The sequence below is a fragment of the Leisingera sp. S132 genome, assembly GCF_025144465.1.
GTDB lineage: Bacteria > Pseudomonadota > Alphaproteobacteria > Rhodobacterales > Rhodobacteraceae > Leisingera.
This window is the reverse complement of the sequence record NZ_CP083553.1, coordinates 319,712-335,075: the sequence shown is the minus strand read 5'-3', so window position 1 is coordinate 335,075 and position 15,364 is coordinate 319,712. Positions and strand designations below refer to the sequence as shown.

The window sequence follows — 15,364 nt, the reverse complement described above, 5'->3', positions numbered from 1 at the left end:
ACCCGCTCATGTTTGCGAAACTCGAGTCCTACCCCGCCGCCCTGCTGGAACTTGTTGCCGAAGCCAACACTGCCGCCAAGGCGATCCCGCCGCTCTTCCCGCTCTCTGCCAATGTTGCGGTGAACCCGTTCCTCGGTCAGACTGGCGAGCCCCTGGCAGTCACCGCTGCGCGTCTTGAGCGCGCAGGGGGTGCCCGGATTACACCGTCGCGCGCGCATTGGGCCCAGAAACTGGAGGCAGGCAGCATCACCGAAGCCGACCTGCAAGATGCTCTGGCTGCGGCCGAAAGCCGGTTCAATGCGCCGGACCTGCAAGACATAAAAGCCGCCCTGGCCACTGAGGCGGCCGCCCCCCAAGCCCTTCCCACCGTGGCAGAACTGGCGGCAGACGTTTCGGGCATCGACTGGCCGGGACTGATCGAGGACCGCATCAGCGTATGGGCCGCGAGCCATTTCGACCAGGGGCAGGCCCTGTGGCAGCAGGACGGCAACGGCGGCGCTTTCAGTGCCTGGCGGGACTTTGCCGCGCGTGACCTGACGCCGGAAATCCACGGCCTGACGGGTTTCTGCGCCTTTGTGGCGGACACCAACCGGTCGCATTGGCGGGCCATTGGCCGGGCGTCGGAAACCCTTGGCGTGACCTCCAGCGCCGCAGCAACTGCATTCCACCGCTGGCTGATGACGCTGGGCGGCTGGGCCCAGTACAGCCGCTATCTCCTGTGGCAAGCGGAACTGGAGGGCAAGCAGGACAGCACGGTGACAGAGCTTCTGGCCATCCGGATGGTCTTCGATGAAGCCCTGTTCGAACTTTACAAAAGCCAGATCCTGGCACGCTGGACGGAGGTTATCGCGGCCCATCAGGCCCCGGTCACCCCGTCTGCGGACCTGGTCATCGACGCTGTTCTGCAGGACGCCGCAGAACGGGCCGGGCAACGCGCCCTGGAGGCCAAGCTGCTGCAGGGCAAACCGCTGCAAACCGAAGGGCGCCCGGAGCTGCAGGCAGCCTTCTGCATCGACGTGCGTTCCGAAGTGTTCCGCCGCGCGCTGGAGGCGCAAAACAGCAGCATTCAAACGATTGGTTTTGCCGGCTTCTTCGGCCTGGCCAGCGCCCATAAGGCCGCAGGCTCGGATGTGACCGAAAGGCGCAACCCGGTGCTGCTGCGGCCCGGCCTGGCCTCCAGTGCAAGCGAACCCGGGCAAGCCGATCTCAACCGCCGTTACGCGGCGCGGGCCAAGCGCGCCTGGGGCCGGTTCAAGCTCGCCGCCGTCTCGTCCTTTGCCTTTGTAGAGGCCGCCGGCCCGATTTATGTCGGCAAACTGGTCCGCGAAGCACTGGGCCTGAACCGCCAGCCAGCCGCAGATCCTGCGCCCGTGATGGACCCGGCAATCGATCTGGAAACCCGCGTGGGCATGGCCAAGTCGGTGCTGACAGCCATGTCGCTGACGAAAAACTTCGCACGGATCGTGCTGCTGGCAGGCCACGGCGCCCGGGTGGCCAACAACCCGCACGAAAGCGCGCTGCACTGCGGTGCCTGCGGCGGTTACGCTGGAGATGTGAATGCCCGCCTGCTGGCCGGCCTCTTGAACGACCCAAGCGTGCAGGCAGGCCTGCGGGACAAGGGGATCAGCATCCCCTCCGATACGGTCTTCGTGCCGGCGCTTCACCATACCACGACCGACGATCTGATCCTGTTTGAACAGGACCTGCCGGTTGGGAAGCCGAAGCAAGACCTGAAGCAGCTGAAAACATGGCTCGCCGCCGCCGGGAGCCTGGCACGTGCCGAGCGCGCAGCGCGCCTGCCGCGTGCGGACTGCGCCGCTGCGATTGCCCTACGGGCACGGGATTGGGCTGAGACACGCCCTGAATGGGGCCTGGCAGGATGCCGCGCCTTTGTCGCGGCGCCGCGCCACCGGACCGGCGGCGCGGACCTGTCCGGCCAGGCCTTCCTGCACAACTACGACTGGCAGCGGGACGAAGGGTTCGGCGTGCTAGAGCTGATCATGACGGCCCCGGTGGTCGTCGCAAGCTGGATCAGCCTTCAGTATTACGGTTCCACCGTGGCGCCATCCCTGTTCGGCGGCGGCAACAAGCTGCTTCACAACGTGGTCGGCGGGATCGGCGTTCTCGAGGGCAACACCGGCGCGCCGCGTCCGGGGCTGCCGTGGCAATCCGTTCACGACGGCACCGGTCTGCAGCACGACCCGCTGCGCCTGACCGTGATCATCGAAGCCCCGCGCGAGGCGATGTCGGAGATCCTGAAACGCCACCCTGGAGTGCGTGAGCTGTTTGACAACGGCTGGCTGCACCTGATCGCAATGGACGGCGAAGGCAAGCTGGCCTGGCGCTACCGCCCCGGCCTCAAGTGGGCAGGCTTCAACGAGCGCTCCGGAGCTCCTCACGCGATGGCTGCGGAGTAACCCTCTGCCCCGGAATTCGAAAGTATGGTGATTCTGATCCTCCATGGGAAGCACCAGCCGTTGCAGTGGAACATCGGCAGGGTCCAAAGATAGACCGCGTGCTTCTGCATCGAGGTGGTCAGCGCATTGCCCTGCGCCAGCAGATAGGCGCCCCGGTGGTGCGAGACCACGCCCTTGGGGTCGCCGGTGGTGCCGGAGGTGTAGTTGATCGAGATCGCATCCCATTCGTCCTCCGGCATCAGCCAGGCGAAATCCGGGTTGCCGCGGGTCAGAAACACCTCGTAGTCAGCGGCCTCTGCATCTGCCGACACACCGTCATACTCTGGGTCATCATACTGGATCAGAACCGGCGAGACCGTGGCAAGCCCCAGCGCCTCCTGCAGCAGCGGCATGAATTCGCTGTCGACGATCACCAGCTTCGACATCGCGTGGTCGAGCTGGAACGCAATGACCGCTGCATCCAGCCTTGTGTTGATCGAGTGCAGCACCGCGCCGCACATCGGCACGCCGTAATGGCACTCAAGCATTGCCGGCGTGTTGGGCAGCAGCGCCGACACGGTGTCGCCGCGGGTGATGCCGTTCTTGGCCAGGGCAGAGGCCAGCCGCCGCGAGCGCGCATAAAACTCTGCATAGCTGCGCCGCAAGGACCCATGCACGATCGCCGTGCGGTCCGGAAAGACGCTGGCGGCGCGTTCCAGGAAGGTTAGCGGCGGCAGCGACTCTGTTGCGCAAATCGGTTGAGGGCCAAGGTTCCCCTTTCCCCAGACGGACTTATCCCACTGCCTCTGTGACGGGTATGCCAAGCGCGGTGAATCCGTTCATGACCGCAACACGGAGCTGAAGCTCGGCAACCTGACGTCCAGGATCCCGTGCCATCAGTCTTTGTCCCAGCAGTTTCATGCAGTGCATCTTGGTTTCGGCACGACTTCGGCGGTGGTATCCACTCCATTTCCGCCAAAGCGCTCGGCCAAGGTATTTCGACGCCCGCAGCGCTTCGTTGCGCGCAATCGCGCCTGCGGTGTCGGGTTTCCAGGGCTTGGCGTTCTTGCGGGGCGGGACGACGGCATTGGCACCTCGGTTGGCGATGGCATCGTGGCACTTGCGCGTATCGTAGGCGCCATCTGCCGTGACACTGCCGATCTCCTGCTCGGGCGGGATCTGATTAAGCAGTTCCGGCAGCATGGGCGCATCACCAATGTTGCTACTGGTGAACTCGACTGCCCGGATTTCCAGTGTCTTTTCGTCGATACCGAGGTGAACCTTGCGCCACACGCGGCGTTTCGAGCCACCGTGCTTGCGCGCATTCCACTCGCCTTCGCCCTCTACCTTTATCCCAGTGCTGTCGATCAGCAGGTGTAGCGGCCCCTCAGAACCACGATACGGGATGTTCACGGCGAGAGACTTCTGGCGGCGTGAAAGCGTGCTAAAATCCGGTACCGACCAGTCCAATCCACTCAATCGCAGGAGACTTTCCACGAAGCCGGTCGTCTGCCTGAGCGCCATACGGAACAGCACCTTCATCGTCAGGCAGGTCTTGATCGCGGCGTCGCTATAGATGGGCTGTCGGCCTCTCTTGCCGGTCGGCCGGGCCTCCCACGTCATCTCGGGATCGAACCAGATCGTCAGAGAGCCACGACGCTTCAGCGCTTCGTTATAGGCCCGCCAGTTCTTGATCTTGTAGGTCGGGGGTGTTGGTTGTAAATCTTGATCAAGTTCCCACCGGCTCTAAATTTACTGATTAAAAATCAAATGCTTATGCGATCACCCATTCTCCGTCCGGCACGAGTTCCCACCAGAATTGGCACGAGTTACCACCGAAACCACTGCGTCCGCCAAAAGAAAAGGGCCCGCAAAGCGGACCCTCGAAACGGCAAATCCTGATTTCGCTATTTGCTATTCGGCACCGACAGCATCTGTCAGAGATACCAGAACTTGCGACAATCCTGGTGGCGTGTCCCGGCGCCAAGCTGGGATTTCACCTGACAGTATGCCGTAGACCAAGTTGAGCGTTGTCCCAGCACCGCGCTGGCATGCATATGCGATTGTTTGCAGTTCCTTTCCGGTTTCCGATGCCACCGGCAGCGCGTTGAGCGTTTCGAGGAATGTGTCGAGATGGCGCCGCGAGAAAGCAACATTCCGCACAGCGCCAGGTTTATCGCGAGGAACCAAAGGGCGAATGATCCCGCCAGCGTAGAGAGTTTGGAACTGGTTCTTGGATGCGCCAATATAGGCCGGGACGTCCTTCATCTCGATGGCAGTCTGGAAATCTGCAATCAATCCGGTGATCTCCTGGGCATCGAACCGCAACAGACCACATTCGGCATGGGTCGCCCCCGCAGGTATCTTCCCCAATTTTTGCAACATCCGGGACATGCGAACACGGGGAATACTGGTTTCCTCGCTCAGGCTATGGACAGAGTGGTACCGGCGTTCCCTGATTTCGTATCCAAGCACCGTGTCACCTCGGCTGAGTGCGTCATGCTTGATAATGTGGTTGCGCAACAGATCCCGTACCGGGCCGGGGTCAATTGCGTTGCAGCGGCGGTCCAGCCAATCGAACAGGGGGCCATACTTTGCGAGCGGCCCGGCTTGAACCGCAGTCGCCGGAGATCTGCGGCGGATAGTGTCGAGAGCCTCGGTCACGGCACCTGCGCCTTCCCGGTAAATAGCAAAGCCAATGTCGGCAGCCGCTTCCTGATCATTTGCGCGGAGCTTGTGAGGGCGCACCTTGTGACCATGCTCCAACACCGCGCCCATCATCATGGAGGTCTCAAGAACCTGTTGGACTGTTTGACCGGTCAGCCACTTTGGTTCTTCCCGTGGTCCGTGCAAGCGGTTGTCCAGCCAGGCCAGATACTCAGGCTGGTCCCCGTCACAGGGTGTGACTGCACCTGCTCCCGGCGCGACCAGGCCATCCCGCAGATCGAACCCTTTCTGGGTAATCCGACGGAGCGATGTGTTATGATGGACGCATCGGTGGGCCGGTGCAAAACACCAGATCAGCTGTTGCCGCCATGCGTATGGGCTGCCGTCCTCGGCAAGGCAGACAGGACAGTACTTGTCTGCTTGCCGCACAACGAAGGTTTTCGACATTTTCGCACCACGAAATTCGACGTGATTTTTCTTCCCTGTCAGAGCAGCAGATTTCAGGATTTCGGCGTCACTGCCGGTGGCGCTGGCAAACGCTTCGACGGCTTCGTGGCGGCCCATCAGGAAATTCTCGACTGGGATGCGGAGATCATTCAACAGCCGTCTCATGCCCTTTCCTGTGTGAACCGCAGAAAGGCGAGCCGCATAAGACAGCAGGGTTTCCCGCAGATCGAAAGGGATGTAGGGCCTTAAGGTGCTCATCGGACCCACCCCATGCTTTCCAGGTTCTCGCGAATGGTGGACCAATCACCACTGGCAAATGGAGCAGCCTCCCGTCCGAGATGAATCTTTTCGAAACAGAGGGCTGCATCGCTCAGATCAACGGCCCTCCTGTTCATGATCATGGCACGGCGCAGGGTCTGTTTGGCGAGGCGAATGCTCCGGCCGGCATCGCCATTTTCTGCAAACAGAACGCGCTCCGCAAAGCACATTTCCGCTGGCAGATCGAGCCCGAGATGCTGGGCACATTTTGCGACGCAAAGGCCGAAACGATGTGCCTCGCCAGACCCTTCCTGAATGCGCCGCAGGCGCATTTTGATAAACCGCCGGTCTGTTTCTGGGTCTGACAAGACTCCCTCGTACAGCTTCTGAACACCGGAGAGAATGACCGCCACGGAGCTGTCGCCCTGCAACAGGTTCTTCATCGTCTGAACCGCACCTTCAGTATCCCTGCCGCTGCCCTTCCGAAGAAGATGATGAGCTTCATCGATCACGAGAAGGCTCACCCCGCACACAGACATGCGGTGGCGCGCCACCTCCCAAGCTTCGTCGCCGTGAATGTTCGACTTCATCTTTGTATAGCCGGTTCGTTCTGCGATCGTGATGGCAAGGCTCTTAATAGTCGCGGCAGGCTTCACTGTTTCGAACAGCGTATTCCCTTCGGATGTCTCAGAAATCACTGAGAACGCTGGATTGGTGCGCAGCATGCGCCGCAAAAGCGACGACTTGCCCGAACCGGAATCCCCTATCAGCATCAGCCCAGCGGTCTCACCATTCAACGGGTCGCGAACTGGTGTGGCAGTCAGCGCCCCGGCCCCATCGATGGTAAAGATATCTGTCAGGCAGTCGGTCAGTGCCTCGTCGCGATCGAGCCGAAAATACCTGTCAGCAAGCCAAGTCTGCAGGTTGGAAACATCGGGAGCGGCAGTGCATGTGGGTTGGGTACTATTCATCTTGGATTACTCCATCAGGTCGTCGTCGGGGTTTTCGGAAGTTTGGGGGGTCGTGGCCGCGGCGCCGTTGTCCGCGTTTAATGTGTGCGGTGCCTTAGCGGGCTGAACCTTTCCAGCGAACAGATCCTCTGCTGGGCCAGCCAAATGACGGCGCTCGGCTGTATCCGTGAACTGGGAAAAATACGTTTCCGCATTCGCCAGATCCTGTGCCTCCCGAGGGCGGGCGTAGAGTTTGTTCAGGCACTTCAGCCGGTTGGAACGCTTGTCCAGTTCGTGGATCAAGCGCAAGCGCGCCTCTTCGGCTTCTGGATTGATCTCGTTGCACTCTACAAGCCATTCACGCAGATCATCATCTGTCTTGCCGATCCATTCTTCGTCGGCTGCCGTGACAGTTGTCCAATCGCCGTTGTCGTAGCGCACTTCGATGGCTCCGACATCGCCGTGCCAATAGCAAACCTCGGCGGTCTCAGGCCCTTTGTCGGCGAACTGCTTTATTACAAAGTCTGTCTGATAGTTCAGGCACATTACCCGAATGCCATGGCGCCCGGACTTCCGTGTCAGCCGGGTGCCAAAAGCAAGACGCATCTCACGGTTTGATAACGTTTTTGGACGGACATCGGCGGTGGCCCGCTCCCAGGCCTGCAGCGGAGTAATGCCAAGCCCGGAATGCCGATCATTGTGATAGGCATCAACTGTCCAGCGAACCAGCCAACAGAGGAACTCCTCCACCGTCAGGGTTGCTCTTGCAGCAGGGTCGTTGCTGCCCCGCTCCACAGGGTTGGAGAAGTTCCGGCCTGAAAACCGCGCCAGGAGCTTGCGATGGATAGTTCGGAACACACGCTCGATAAATGGCTTCAACCAAGGTTTACCAGCAGGTGCCCCAAGGTTGGTAATCCCAAGCGATGCCAAGATGTGGTACGCTTCATCTGAAATGTACTTACCAGCCCGATCGAGTATGAGCTCCTCCACCTTGCCGTGCTGATACCAATCGTGCTCGCAGCCGAGTTCGTCCGAGATACGGGACTTGTCGGTGTAAATCATTTCGAGGGTCTGGCGCAGCGGATCCGCGATCCCCTCTGGAACGATCTGCAAAGCCAACAAGCAGCGAGTGTGAACGTCGATGGCCGCCGAGATGACAACTCGCCGGCGGCCTCCATCAAGTCCAAGCGCCTTTTTTTCGTCAGGTGTCAGATATTCAAAAAGACCTGTGATCTTCATCAATAGGGTCAGGTCGATCGTGTATTCGTCGATTTCGACCCTTTCCAGTGCGCGGGACGTTTCGACTCCAACCCCCAATGCATGCAAGTCTTTGTATGCATCATCAATTCCGTGAGAACGCCCGGCGTGGGCAGCATACCCCATTCGCCTCGCCTGTTTCTGGACGTAAGCGTAGCCCGGCAAGGGCAGCGTAGGTTGCGGAGGGGTTTGTGAAAAACGGCGGGCGTTTTCCGCCTGAATGGCCGCACGCACGCTATCCTTCAGCGCTGAGAAATCCAGCCGCTCCCTGTCGACCAGGGCGTCAATGAGGTCAGCAACGAAATCGTCAAGTTCGCTCGGATAAGGCGTGTTGCCGCCGCAATTGCGGTATTTGTCAAACAGGCCATCTTCGCCCTTCGATTTCCACGTCCGATACCAGTTGTAAAACGACTGACCACCATTGCTGCCGCCGCGCAACTTGAGCTTGAACTGGTGCTCTGGCCGCTGAAGAGAGCCATAAACTGCACGCTTTCCGTTTCGCGCCTTAGGCTCTCCCAGTTCAGCAACGAGCTTTGCGTGAATGCTCCGTGCTCGAGACGTAATCAGCTCGGCAAAGCGCTCAAACTCGGCCCGGCGCCCCTGGAACATGTCCTCGGCTATCAATTCTTCCGCGGCCAGGGCATGAGCCTTCTTGACCAGCATACGTGAGGTCTCGTCGCGGGTTCGCCAATGCCGACGGATTGTTTGCTTGTCGAGTACTATCACTTTGGGGCGCTGGATTACGACCAACTGCCCATAGTTGTTTTCGTTTGCGACCCGCTCGTGCGTGAGCATGCCAGGCTTTCGCTCATGCACCTCGCCGGTATCGGGATCCACCCATTCCTCCCAAAGGACGAGATAACCCTCCTCACGCTGTTCAATGACTTCAGCGTGCCGGGGACCGATGCGGAACCGGCAACGCGGTTCCAGCAGGTATCGGTATTTTTTGAATGGGGCCGCCATCAGTGGATCGCTTTCCCTGAGATCACTGTTGCCGCGCCAATACGTTCATTTGAGGCGACCTTTGGCAGACCTTTGTGTATGGCGCGAACAACACTGTAGAAGCCAGCTGGGCCGATACCGCTTTCCGCCAGAAACTGGCGGATCATTGTTGGCGTCCTGAGCGATTTCAGAGCTTCAGCCACAGCTTCGTCCATGACTGGTTCCGGAAACCGCGCGGAATGAAAAAGCTTGGCGTTGTGAAATTCTATCGGGTCGATGTTTTGCTCGGTCACAACACACAATTCGTCGGCCACCGCAGGGATTGCGGCATCGGCGACGGCCAGCATTTCAGCGCGAAACTCATACCTTTCTGCAAACTTTTTGGGCTTCACAGCCAATGCAATGCGCTTGCCACTCTTTAAAGTCAGGCGGAAATCGAGCCAGTGCGGAGCAGTCGCGCCAGAGAGCTTGCGGACCAGCACAGGAGCCAGCTGTTCCTCTAGATCGAGAAAACCAGGGCGATAGATGCAGCACAGCGAAGTTTGATATTCCAGATAGCTGCCGAAGCCGAAGGCTTGCTGGCGGCCGTCTGCTGCCGTGAAGGTCGTTTGGCCAACCCAATGATAGGGAGAGCGTTTGACGATTTTGCGGTGCCCGCGGCTGGGGCGATAGTTGTCATCGTAGTTCATTTCAGATCACTCTTGGGCACACCGTCTCCGTCTCCTGAAAGCTGGTGCTTTCAGGAGCTTGTAAGGTGTCAGTTGTCTTCAGGTTCGGCGGGGTGTGGCCCGCCCTGGCGCTAGAGCACTAAGGTGTTCGTAGCCGTTCGGCGGTCATCGCGCCGCTGCCAGCACAGCTTCGTGTTCCCTTTCTCATGCTGCCATTTGCATGCAGCGCGCCGGTTTTCTTGCTGTCGCCCAATGCGGGCTTTGAATTTGAGCATGACTTCTCCGTTTCCAGGAAACTCAGTTCCTGAATTGACAAACATGCCGGGCAAACCGCTTGCACTTTCGTTTGAAGTGAATAGGCTTATGCCATGGAAACAGTCGGGATTCCCGGCTCACTCAGGCCCCATCCTCCGGATTGGGGCCTTCTTCTTTTCAAGTATTAATAGCTGGTCTGGGACACTCCTTTTTGCCGTTTGAGTGTATATTGGCTCGACTCCGGGAAAATCTTGAGTCGAAACAGCCACTTACCTGCCACTTGTCCACAACTTTGGAATCGCGCGGACGTCGCGACCGTTCACGGCGCCGGGCAAACTCCTCACAGAACATTGATTCCAAAGAGAAACCTTCCGGGAAACGGCAACAATCCGGCACCTTGAGATTCGCCGCAAAACTAGGTCAGTTCCGGGCAGACCTCTGCTCCAACCGCTCGCCGCGCTCTAGCATCCGGATAATTGCACGTAGATCTAAGCGGTGCTCCTTAGTGAAAGCCCAGGCTATCGTGTCGCAGATTGCCTCTGCGGTTTCGTCGCTGAGGCCGCGTTCGCTTGCCTCTCTCATCGCAAAGCCGCACAGATCCTTTGCAGAAATTGGCTGCAATCTGATGGGTGGACATCGGCTCAGTATGGGGTCAGGCAACTGCCGCCAGTCATTTGAAGTCAAAATCCAGCCTATCCAACTCATGTCGCATTCCACCTGAAAATACGGGCAGGACCAGCGCCGGGCTGATTGCAGTTCAAAAAGCGGCAGCAGGGCATTTAGCAGATTGAAGGTGTGTCCGCCCTGTGACGTCGGTTTCCCCGCCTTTTCCACCTCATCAATTATGACAAGCGGGTTCCCCACGCCATGTTCAAGGAACAGGTTTATAAGCCGCCCTGGCGCCGAATTACTCCAGCCTCGCTGACTTCCAACCAGTCCGAAACTGGCAGACTCGACCGTGGCGTCCAGAAACAGATTTGGCACGCCCATCAAGCTGGCTAAACGCCGTGCCCAAGCACTTTTACCTATTCCTGGCGGCCCATCGAGTAAAAGCGGTCGGATCCTAAGCCCCTGAGTATCGGAGCGCACCGCACTAAGCATTGAGTGCCACACTTGCTCGGTCGCAATCGCAAGCCAGGGGAACTCCGCATGAAGGCGCGCCGCAATTTCATCAGCATGGTTTTCAGATTTTATTTGGACTAGCTGAACACCATCCCTGCGCGCTTCAAGTCGCTTACGGTCTTCGAGTTTTAACCGGGAAATTGGAAGGCTTGCCCGATACCGTTCGCTGATCAAACCGGCTCGGCGAGCAACGCGCCGCCTTGCCTGATGCAAATAGAACTGCGATTTAGTCTGACCCGGGGAGGCATCGTCTTCCGGTATTGCTTGGCTTGTCTCGCCTGTCTGTTTGGCCTTGCGTTCTTGCAAACGCTGCAGGTGCTTGGAAAGGCGCTTTTCAATCCGGGGCGCAGCCATTTCTGGATCCGGGAACTTGCTGTGAATGAACCTTATTTTGGACATGGTCATTTCTCGTCAGGGCAAAGCAGGCGCAGCCTGCGGTATGAGGTTCGGCAGGGGTTGATGGTCTCAAAGAGGGCAGTATTCATCCGGAGAGGCCAGGATCGATCCAAAATCCGAGCGCAAATCTCAGCGCCGCAGAGCCTGCATCCTCATTTTGACGCACGAAGCCAGGGGCATCCGCCTGCGCATGGCGAGCTGGGTGAATCTGGGGTGAACCAGGAAGCACCGGGCTTCCTTTCTGAAAACAACAAGACATAGATTTTCTCACAGTTGAGTGGCCCGCTGCCCAGAACTGGGCAGCGGTGATCGCTCTTCGCGGACACAAGGCACAATTCCGTCTGCGTGCCGCTGAAGGGAAGCTCCGAGCGAAACGTGCCGACTGACTTGGTCAGCGCATGCTCCATCGCACTCGGGCGCAAAAACGTCCGAGCTGGATGGAGCTATTTTGGGGAGACAGTCGCCGTCCTTGAAATCCGAGGCCGGATTTGCTATCGAACCAGTGCTAGTTGGTGGACTTCAATCTGCCTTATGAACACGTCCGTTCCTTTGCCAAGGTTCGGGCGTTTTCATTTTGAGGGGTCATTTCTGCATCGGCGTTTTTCCTAGATTAGTTGGGTTCTAAAAGGCCGGCAGCCGAGCGGAAGCCCCTCTTCCGGCATTCGGTGAGGATAGCAATCTGGCCCCTATCCGGGAAGAATTTTTGTTGTTTTTATTCAACGTGATACAACGTAGATCAAAGTTCTGTTTTCACTCCCGTCCACTTGATGAGCACCTTACAATTTGTGCCTGCGCCAGGCTGCGGCACAAGTTTCAGCAATCCTTCCAGCCAGACAGAAATCCGAAAAAGAAAAGGCCGCTACGTGTTTTCGCAAATGGTCTGGCCTCAAGGATAGGGAATGATCTGTCTCACGCGTTCCGGCTCATTGGTCTTCGCGAAATTCAGAGGCTGAATACGGCAGTCCGCAGCCACTGATTCGGTGAAGTTCGTTATGAGCAGGAACGGTGAACTGAACAGTACCCTGCGCCCGATCCGGGAGGATCAGCCGATATCGAACGGCGCCGCAGATGCGAAATTGGGGTTCACGTTCTTGGGGAGTGAAAATGATACACAAGCGTAGGGCAAGGAAGGTTTTTCAATTGTCATGAAATCTACCGGCGCATTCGGTTCGGGTGATTTCAGTTTCTTGGGTTTTCCTAGAGTTAGGTAGCCACACTTATAGCGAGATATGACCCCAATCCATTTATCCCAGGGCTGCGCAGATATCCCAAGGTGGAATACCTTACTCCTTGGAAAGATACCTTGGAGTACTTGAAGATTACGCTAGCCGATAGGAACCTTGCTTGGGGAGCTCATCAAGGCCAGCAGCCCTCAACTCTGGCTGTGTAAGCAGGCTGGACATACAAGGGTACTGACGGGCCGCCGCGATCACCGCAGAAAACGCAAGCAATGCAGCCGCCACCCACATATGCCGGTCGCAGTACCCAGCTAAGCCGCGACGCAGCTTCACCAATACGGCCATTCAAGTGAGGTGCAGCATCAACTGCATGTCATGGCGGTTCCGAAGAGACCTAGTAAGTGGCAAACAGCCATCTGCCGTCACATCTTGGGTAAGCCTCCCTGTCGCGTGATTGCATCACCGTCCCAGATTTTGAGATCAAGGACTTCCGGGAGCGGCATCTGTGGCTTATCCATTCCCAACTTTTCACCCGCAACAGACAGGAGGGTAAGCCATGACCGTAACCATCAACATTTCCCTTCCGCAGGATCTGACGCGGTTCTGATCCCCAATTCGGGGTTTCCCAACATCGTGCCGATCCATCCGCGACCCACTCGGGCCGCTTCTATTGCTATGGAAAAATGAACGATGGGCAATCCCATTTCCGGGGAACAGAGCGCCGCGCGCGCCCGCATCTCCAAATTCTACAATCGTGCGGCCTGGATCGACGGGCGTGCAGAAGAGCTACTTGAACAGGTGGCTGGCTGGCCGGGCATGACGGCCGTCGCCGGATTTCCGGATCTGCATCCAGGCCGCTTCGGCCCCGTTGGTGCAGCTTTTCTGGCCGACCGGATCTGGCCCCAGCTTGTCGGGCCGGATATCGGCTGCGGTATGGCTTTGTTTCGCCTCGATCTGCCTCGGCGCCGGCTCAAACTCGACAAGGCCGCCCGGCGGCTGGCTGTACTGGAAGACGGGGCTGATCTTCATCAGGCGCTTGCAGCACTGGATGCAGCTGGCCTGACGGGACTGATCGGTCCAGAGGCACTCGGCACCATCGGCGGCGGCAACCATTTCTGCGAAGTGCAGGTGGTCGGCGAAGTCATGGATCACACCCGTACTGACCTGCAAAAAGATGATCTGTGCCTGCTGGTGCATTCCGGTTCGCGCGGGCGCGGCGCCGGGATTTTTCAAGGGCTGGATGACAGCTGGAAACAGGGCTTCGCCGCGGAAAGCGATGCGGCGGCGCGCTATCTCGCCCTTCATGATGCGGCAACCCGCTGGGCGCGCGTGAATCGGGCGCTGATTGCTTCCTCTGCGTCTGAAGCGCTTGGCAGTGAGGCCCGGCTGATCTGCGACACGGTGCATAATCACGTCGTGCCGCATTCAGATAGCTGGCTGCATCGCAAAGGGGCGGCTTGCCCGGAGGGGGGCCTCGTTCCGCTCGCAGGGTCGCGCGAAGCGCCGAGCTATCTCCTGGAGGTGCCGAATACCGTACCCGAGGCGCTTGGCTCCGTCTCTCATGGGGCAGGCAGGAAGTATGACCGGTCCTCCATGCATGGGCGGATCCGCAAGACCCGCTCTGATCTGGCAGCCCTGACCCGCACCCGTTTCGGCGGGCGTGTCATTTGCGGGGACCGCGATCTTTTGCTGGAAGAAGCCGGCCAGGCCTACAAAGACCCGGAACAGGTACTGCAGAACCTTGCAGGCTTTGGGATCGCAAACGCGGTGGCGCGTCTTCTGCCGCTTGTCACCTTCAAGACGACGAGAGGTGCGGCATGAGCGGCAGGGAAGCCCTTCTCTTGTCCAGCGGCAATGGTCCGGGTGAATGCCGTCAGGCTGTGGGCCATCTGTTGTCCTGGCTGGGGGCAAAGGCCACGCAATACGGTGTCGAACTCGATGTCGCGACAAGGGACGCCACGCACGGCCCCGCCTCAGCGGTGGTGATCCTGAGCGGCGCTCGGGCTACAGAATTGGCGTGTGCTGTCGAAGGTACCGTCCTTTGGCGGTGCCAGAGCGAGCTGCGCCCTAGGCACAAACGAAAGAACTGGTTTGTGCAGATTTTCCGCACACCTGCGGCCACTGATGCAGTGCGGATTGATCCGGCCTCCGTTGAAATGCAGGCCATTCGCGCGGGAGGCCCTGGCGGCCAGCACCAGAACAAGACGTCGAGCGCGATCAGGGCGCGCTGGACCAGCGACGATGGGCAAGTCTACGCTGTCGTCGTGCGCGACAACCGCTCGCAACATCAGAACCGCCGTCTGGCGATGGAACGGCTGGCCGCCCTGGCCGCAGCCGAGAAGGCAGAAGCCGATGCTACCCGCAAGGGCGAAACCTGGGCGCTCCACGGACAACTTCAACGCGGTGAGCCGCGCTGGATCTTTGAAGGGAGGCAATTCAAAGTGGTGAAATGACAGGAGGGGCAGCGTTTTGCTGCCCCTCCATCTGCTGAATGCACAACTCTTCCAGCCCATTTCCAGCCTTGGTAAAAGCACCCTGATGCTGCGGTTGCAGCCCGCGATCCGGCCATTCGCTGCGAGCGCAAATTCAAGAGCAACTCGAACTCACACTTCGCGGACTTTGCCGCCGTTGCCTTTCCGGGTGTTTGCCGGTGCAGCACTTGTTCGCAGGCGCGGCACGCTCATCGCTGCGTTGCGGCTGATGTCGCCAGACCAGTCAATCAAAGCTACCGCGATTCCCAATTCTCTAACCGATTTTCGCTGCAACCAGGGTCAATAATCAAGGAACCGGATACAGCCGCCTTTCGCTTGCGCGGTGAGCCTCTGCCC

9 protein-coding genes and 1 pseudogene are annotated in these 15,364 nt (G+C 59.0%); 3 read left to right on the top strand and 7 right to left on the bottom strand.

Translation table 11 applies throughout. The annotated features are described in order from the left end of the window. The first annotated feature begins 8 nt into the window (after nucleotides 1-8). Nucleotides 9-2,417 (top strand): YbcC family protein, encoded by a 2,409-nt coding sequence (locus K3725_RS01585; protein ID WP_260017142.1) that lies wholly within the window; start codon nucleotides 9-11, stop codon nucleotides 2,415-2,417. Nucleotides 2,418-2,440: 23 nt separating this feature from the next. Here K3725_RS01585 and K3725_RS01580 read toward each other — a convergent pair. The 7 genes and pseudogenes from K3725_RS01580 to K3725_RS01550 form a co-directional block, all read right to left on the bottom strand. Continuing rightward, a pseudogene (locus K3725_RS01580) lies at nucleotides 2,441-3,151 on the bottom strand (AMP-binding protein); the annotation flags it as partial. Between the two features lie 37 nt (nucleotides 3,152-3,188). After that, entirely contained in the window at nucleotides 3,189-4,091 is a 903-nt protein-coding gene (locus tag K3725_RS01575) for an IS5 family transposase (protein WP_260018548.1), read from the bottom strand. A gap of 219 nt (nucleotides 4,092-4,310) precedes the next feature. After that, entirely contained in the window at nucleotides 4,311-5,675 is a 1,365-nt protein-coding gene (locus tag K3725_RS01570; protein ID WP_260017141.1) for a TniQ family protein, read from the bottom strand. 89 nt (nucleotides 5,676-5,764) lie between these two features. Further along, nucleotides 5,765-6,739: a TniB family NTP-binding protein gene (locus K3725_RS01565; protein ID WP_260017140.1), complete on the bottom strand. Its 975-nt coding sequence runs from the start codon at nucleotides 6,737-6,739 to the stop codon at nucleotides 5,765-5,767. Nucleotides 6,740-6,745: 6 nt separating this feature from the next. Continuing rightward, nucleotides 6,746-8,938: a hypothetical protein gene (locus K3725_RS01560; protein WP_260017139.1), complete on the bottom strand. Its 2,193-nt coding sequence runs from the start codon at nucleotides 8,936-8,938 to the stop codon at nucleotides 6,746-6,748. Next, nucleotides 8,938-9,606: a hypothetical protein gene (locus K3725_RS01555; protein WP_260017138.1), complete on the bottom strand. Its 669-nt coding sequence runs from the start codon at nucleotides 9,604-9,606 to the stop codon at nucleotides 8,938-8,940. The genes K3725_RS01560 and K3725_RS01555 overlap by 1 nt, the downstream gene beginning before the upstream one ends. 654 nt (nucleotides 9,607-10,260) lie before the next feature. Continuing rightward, nucleotides 10,261-11,367, bottom strand: coding sequence for an AAA family ATPase (locus tag K3725_RS01550; RefSeq protein ID WP_260017137.1), 1,107 nt, complete (start codon nucleotides 11,365-11,367; stop codon nucleotides 10,261-10,263). 1,859 nt (nucleotides 11,368-13,226) lie between these two features. On the opposite strand from K3725_RS01550, the gene K3725_RS01545 reads away from it, so the two are divergent. Continuing rightward, nucleotides 13,227-14,357: an RNA ligase RtcB family protein gene (locus tag K3725_RS01545; RefSeq protein WP_260017136.1), complete on the top strand. Its 1,131-nt coding sequence runs from the start codon at nucleotides 13,227-13,229 to the stop codon at nucleotides 14,355-14,357. Then, nucleotides 14,354-14,989 carry a peptide chain release factor-like protein gene (locus K3725_RS01540; RefSeq protein WP_260017135.1) on the top strand — a complete coding sequence of 212 codons (636 nt, stop codon included), beginning with the start codon at nucleotides 14,354-14,356 and terminating at the stop codon, nucleotides 14,987-14,989. The genes K3725_RS01545 and K3725_RS01540 overlap by 4 nt, the downstream gene beginning before the upstream one ends. Nucleotides 14,990-15,364 lie beyond the last annotated feature (375 nt).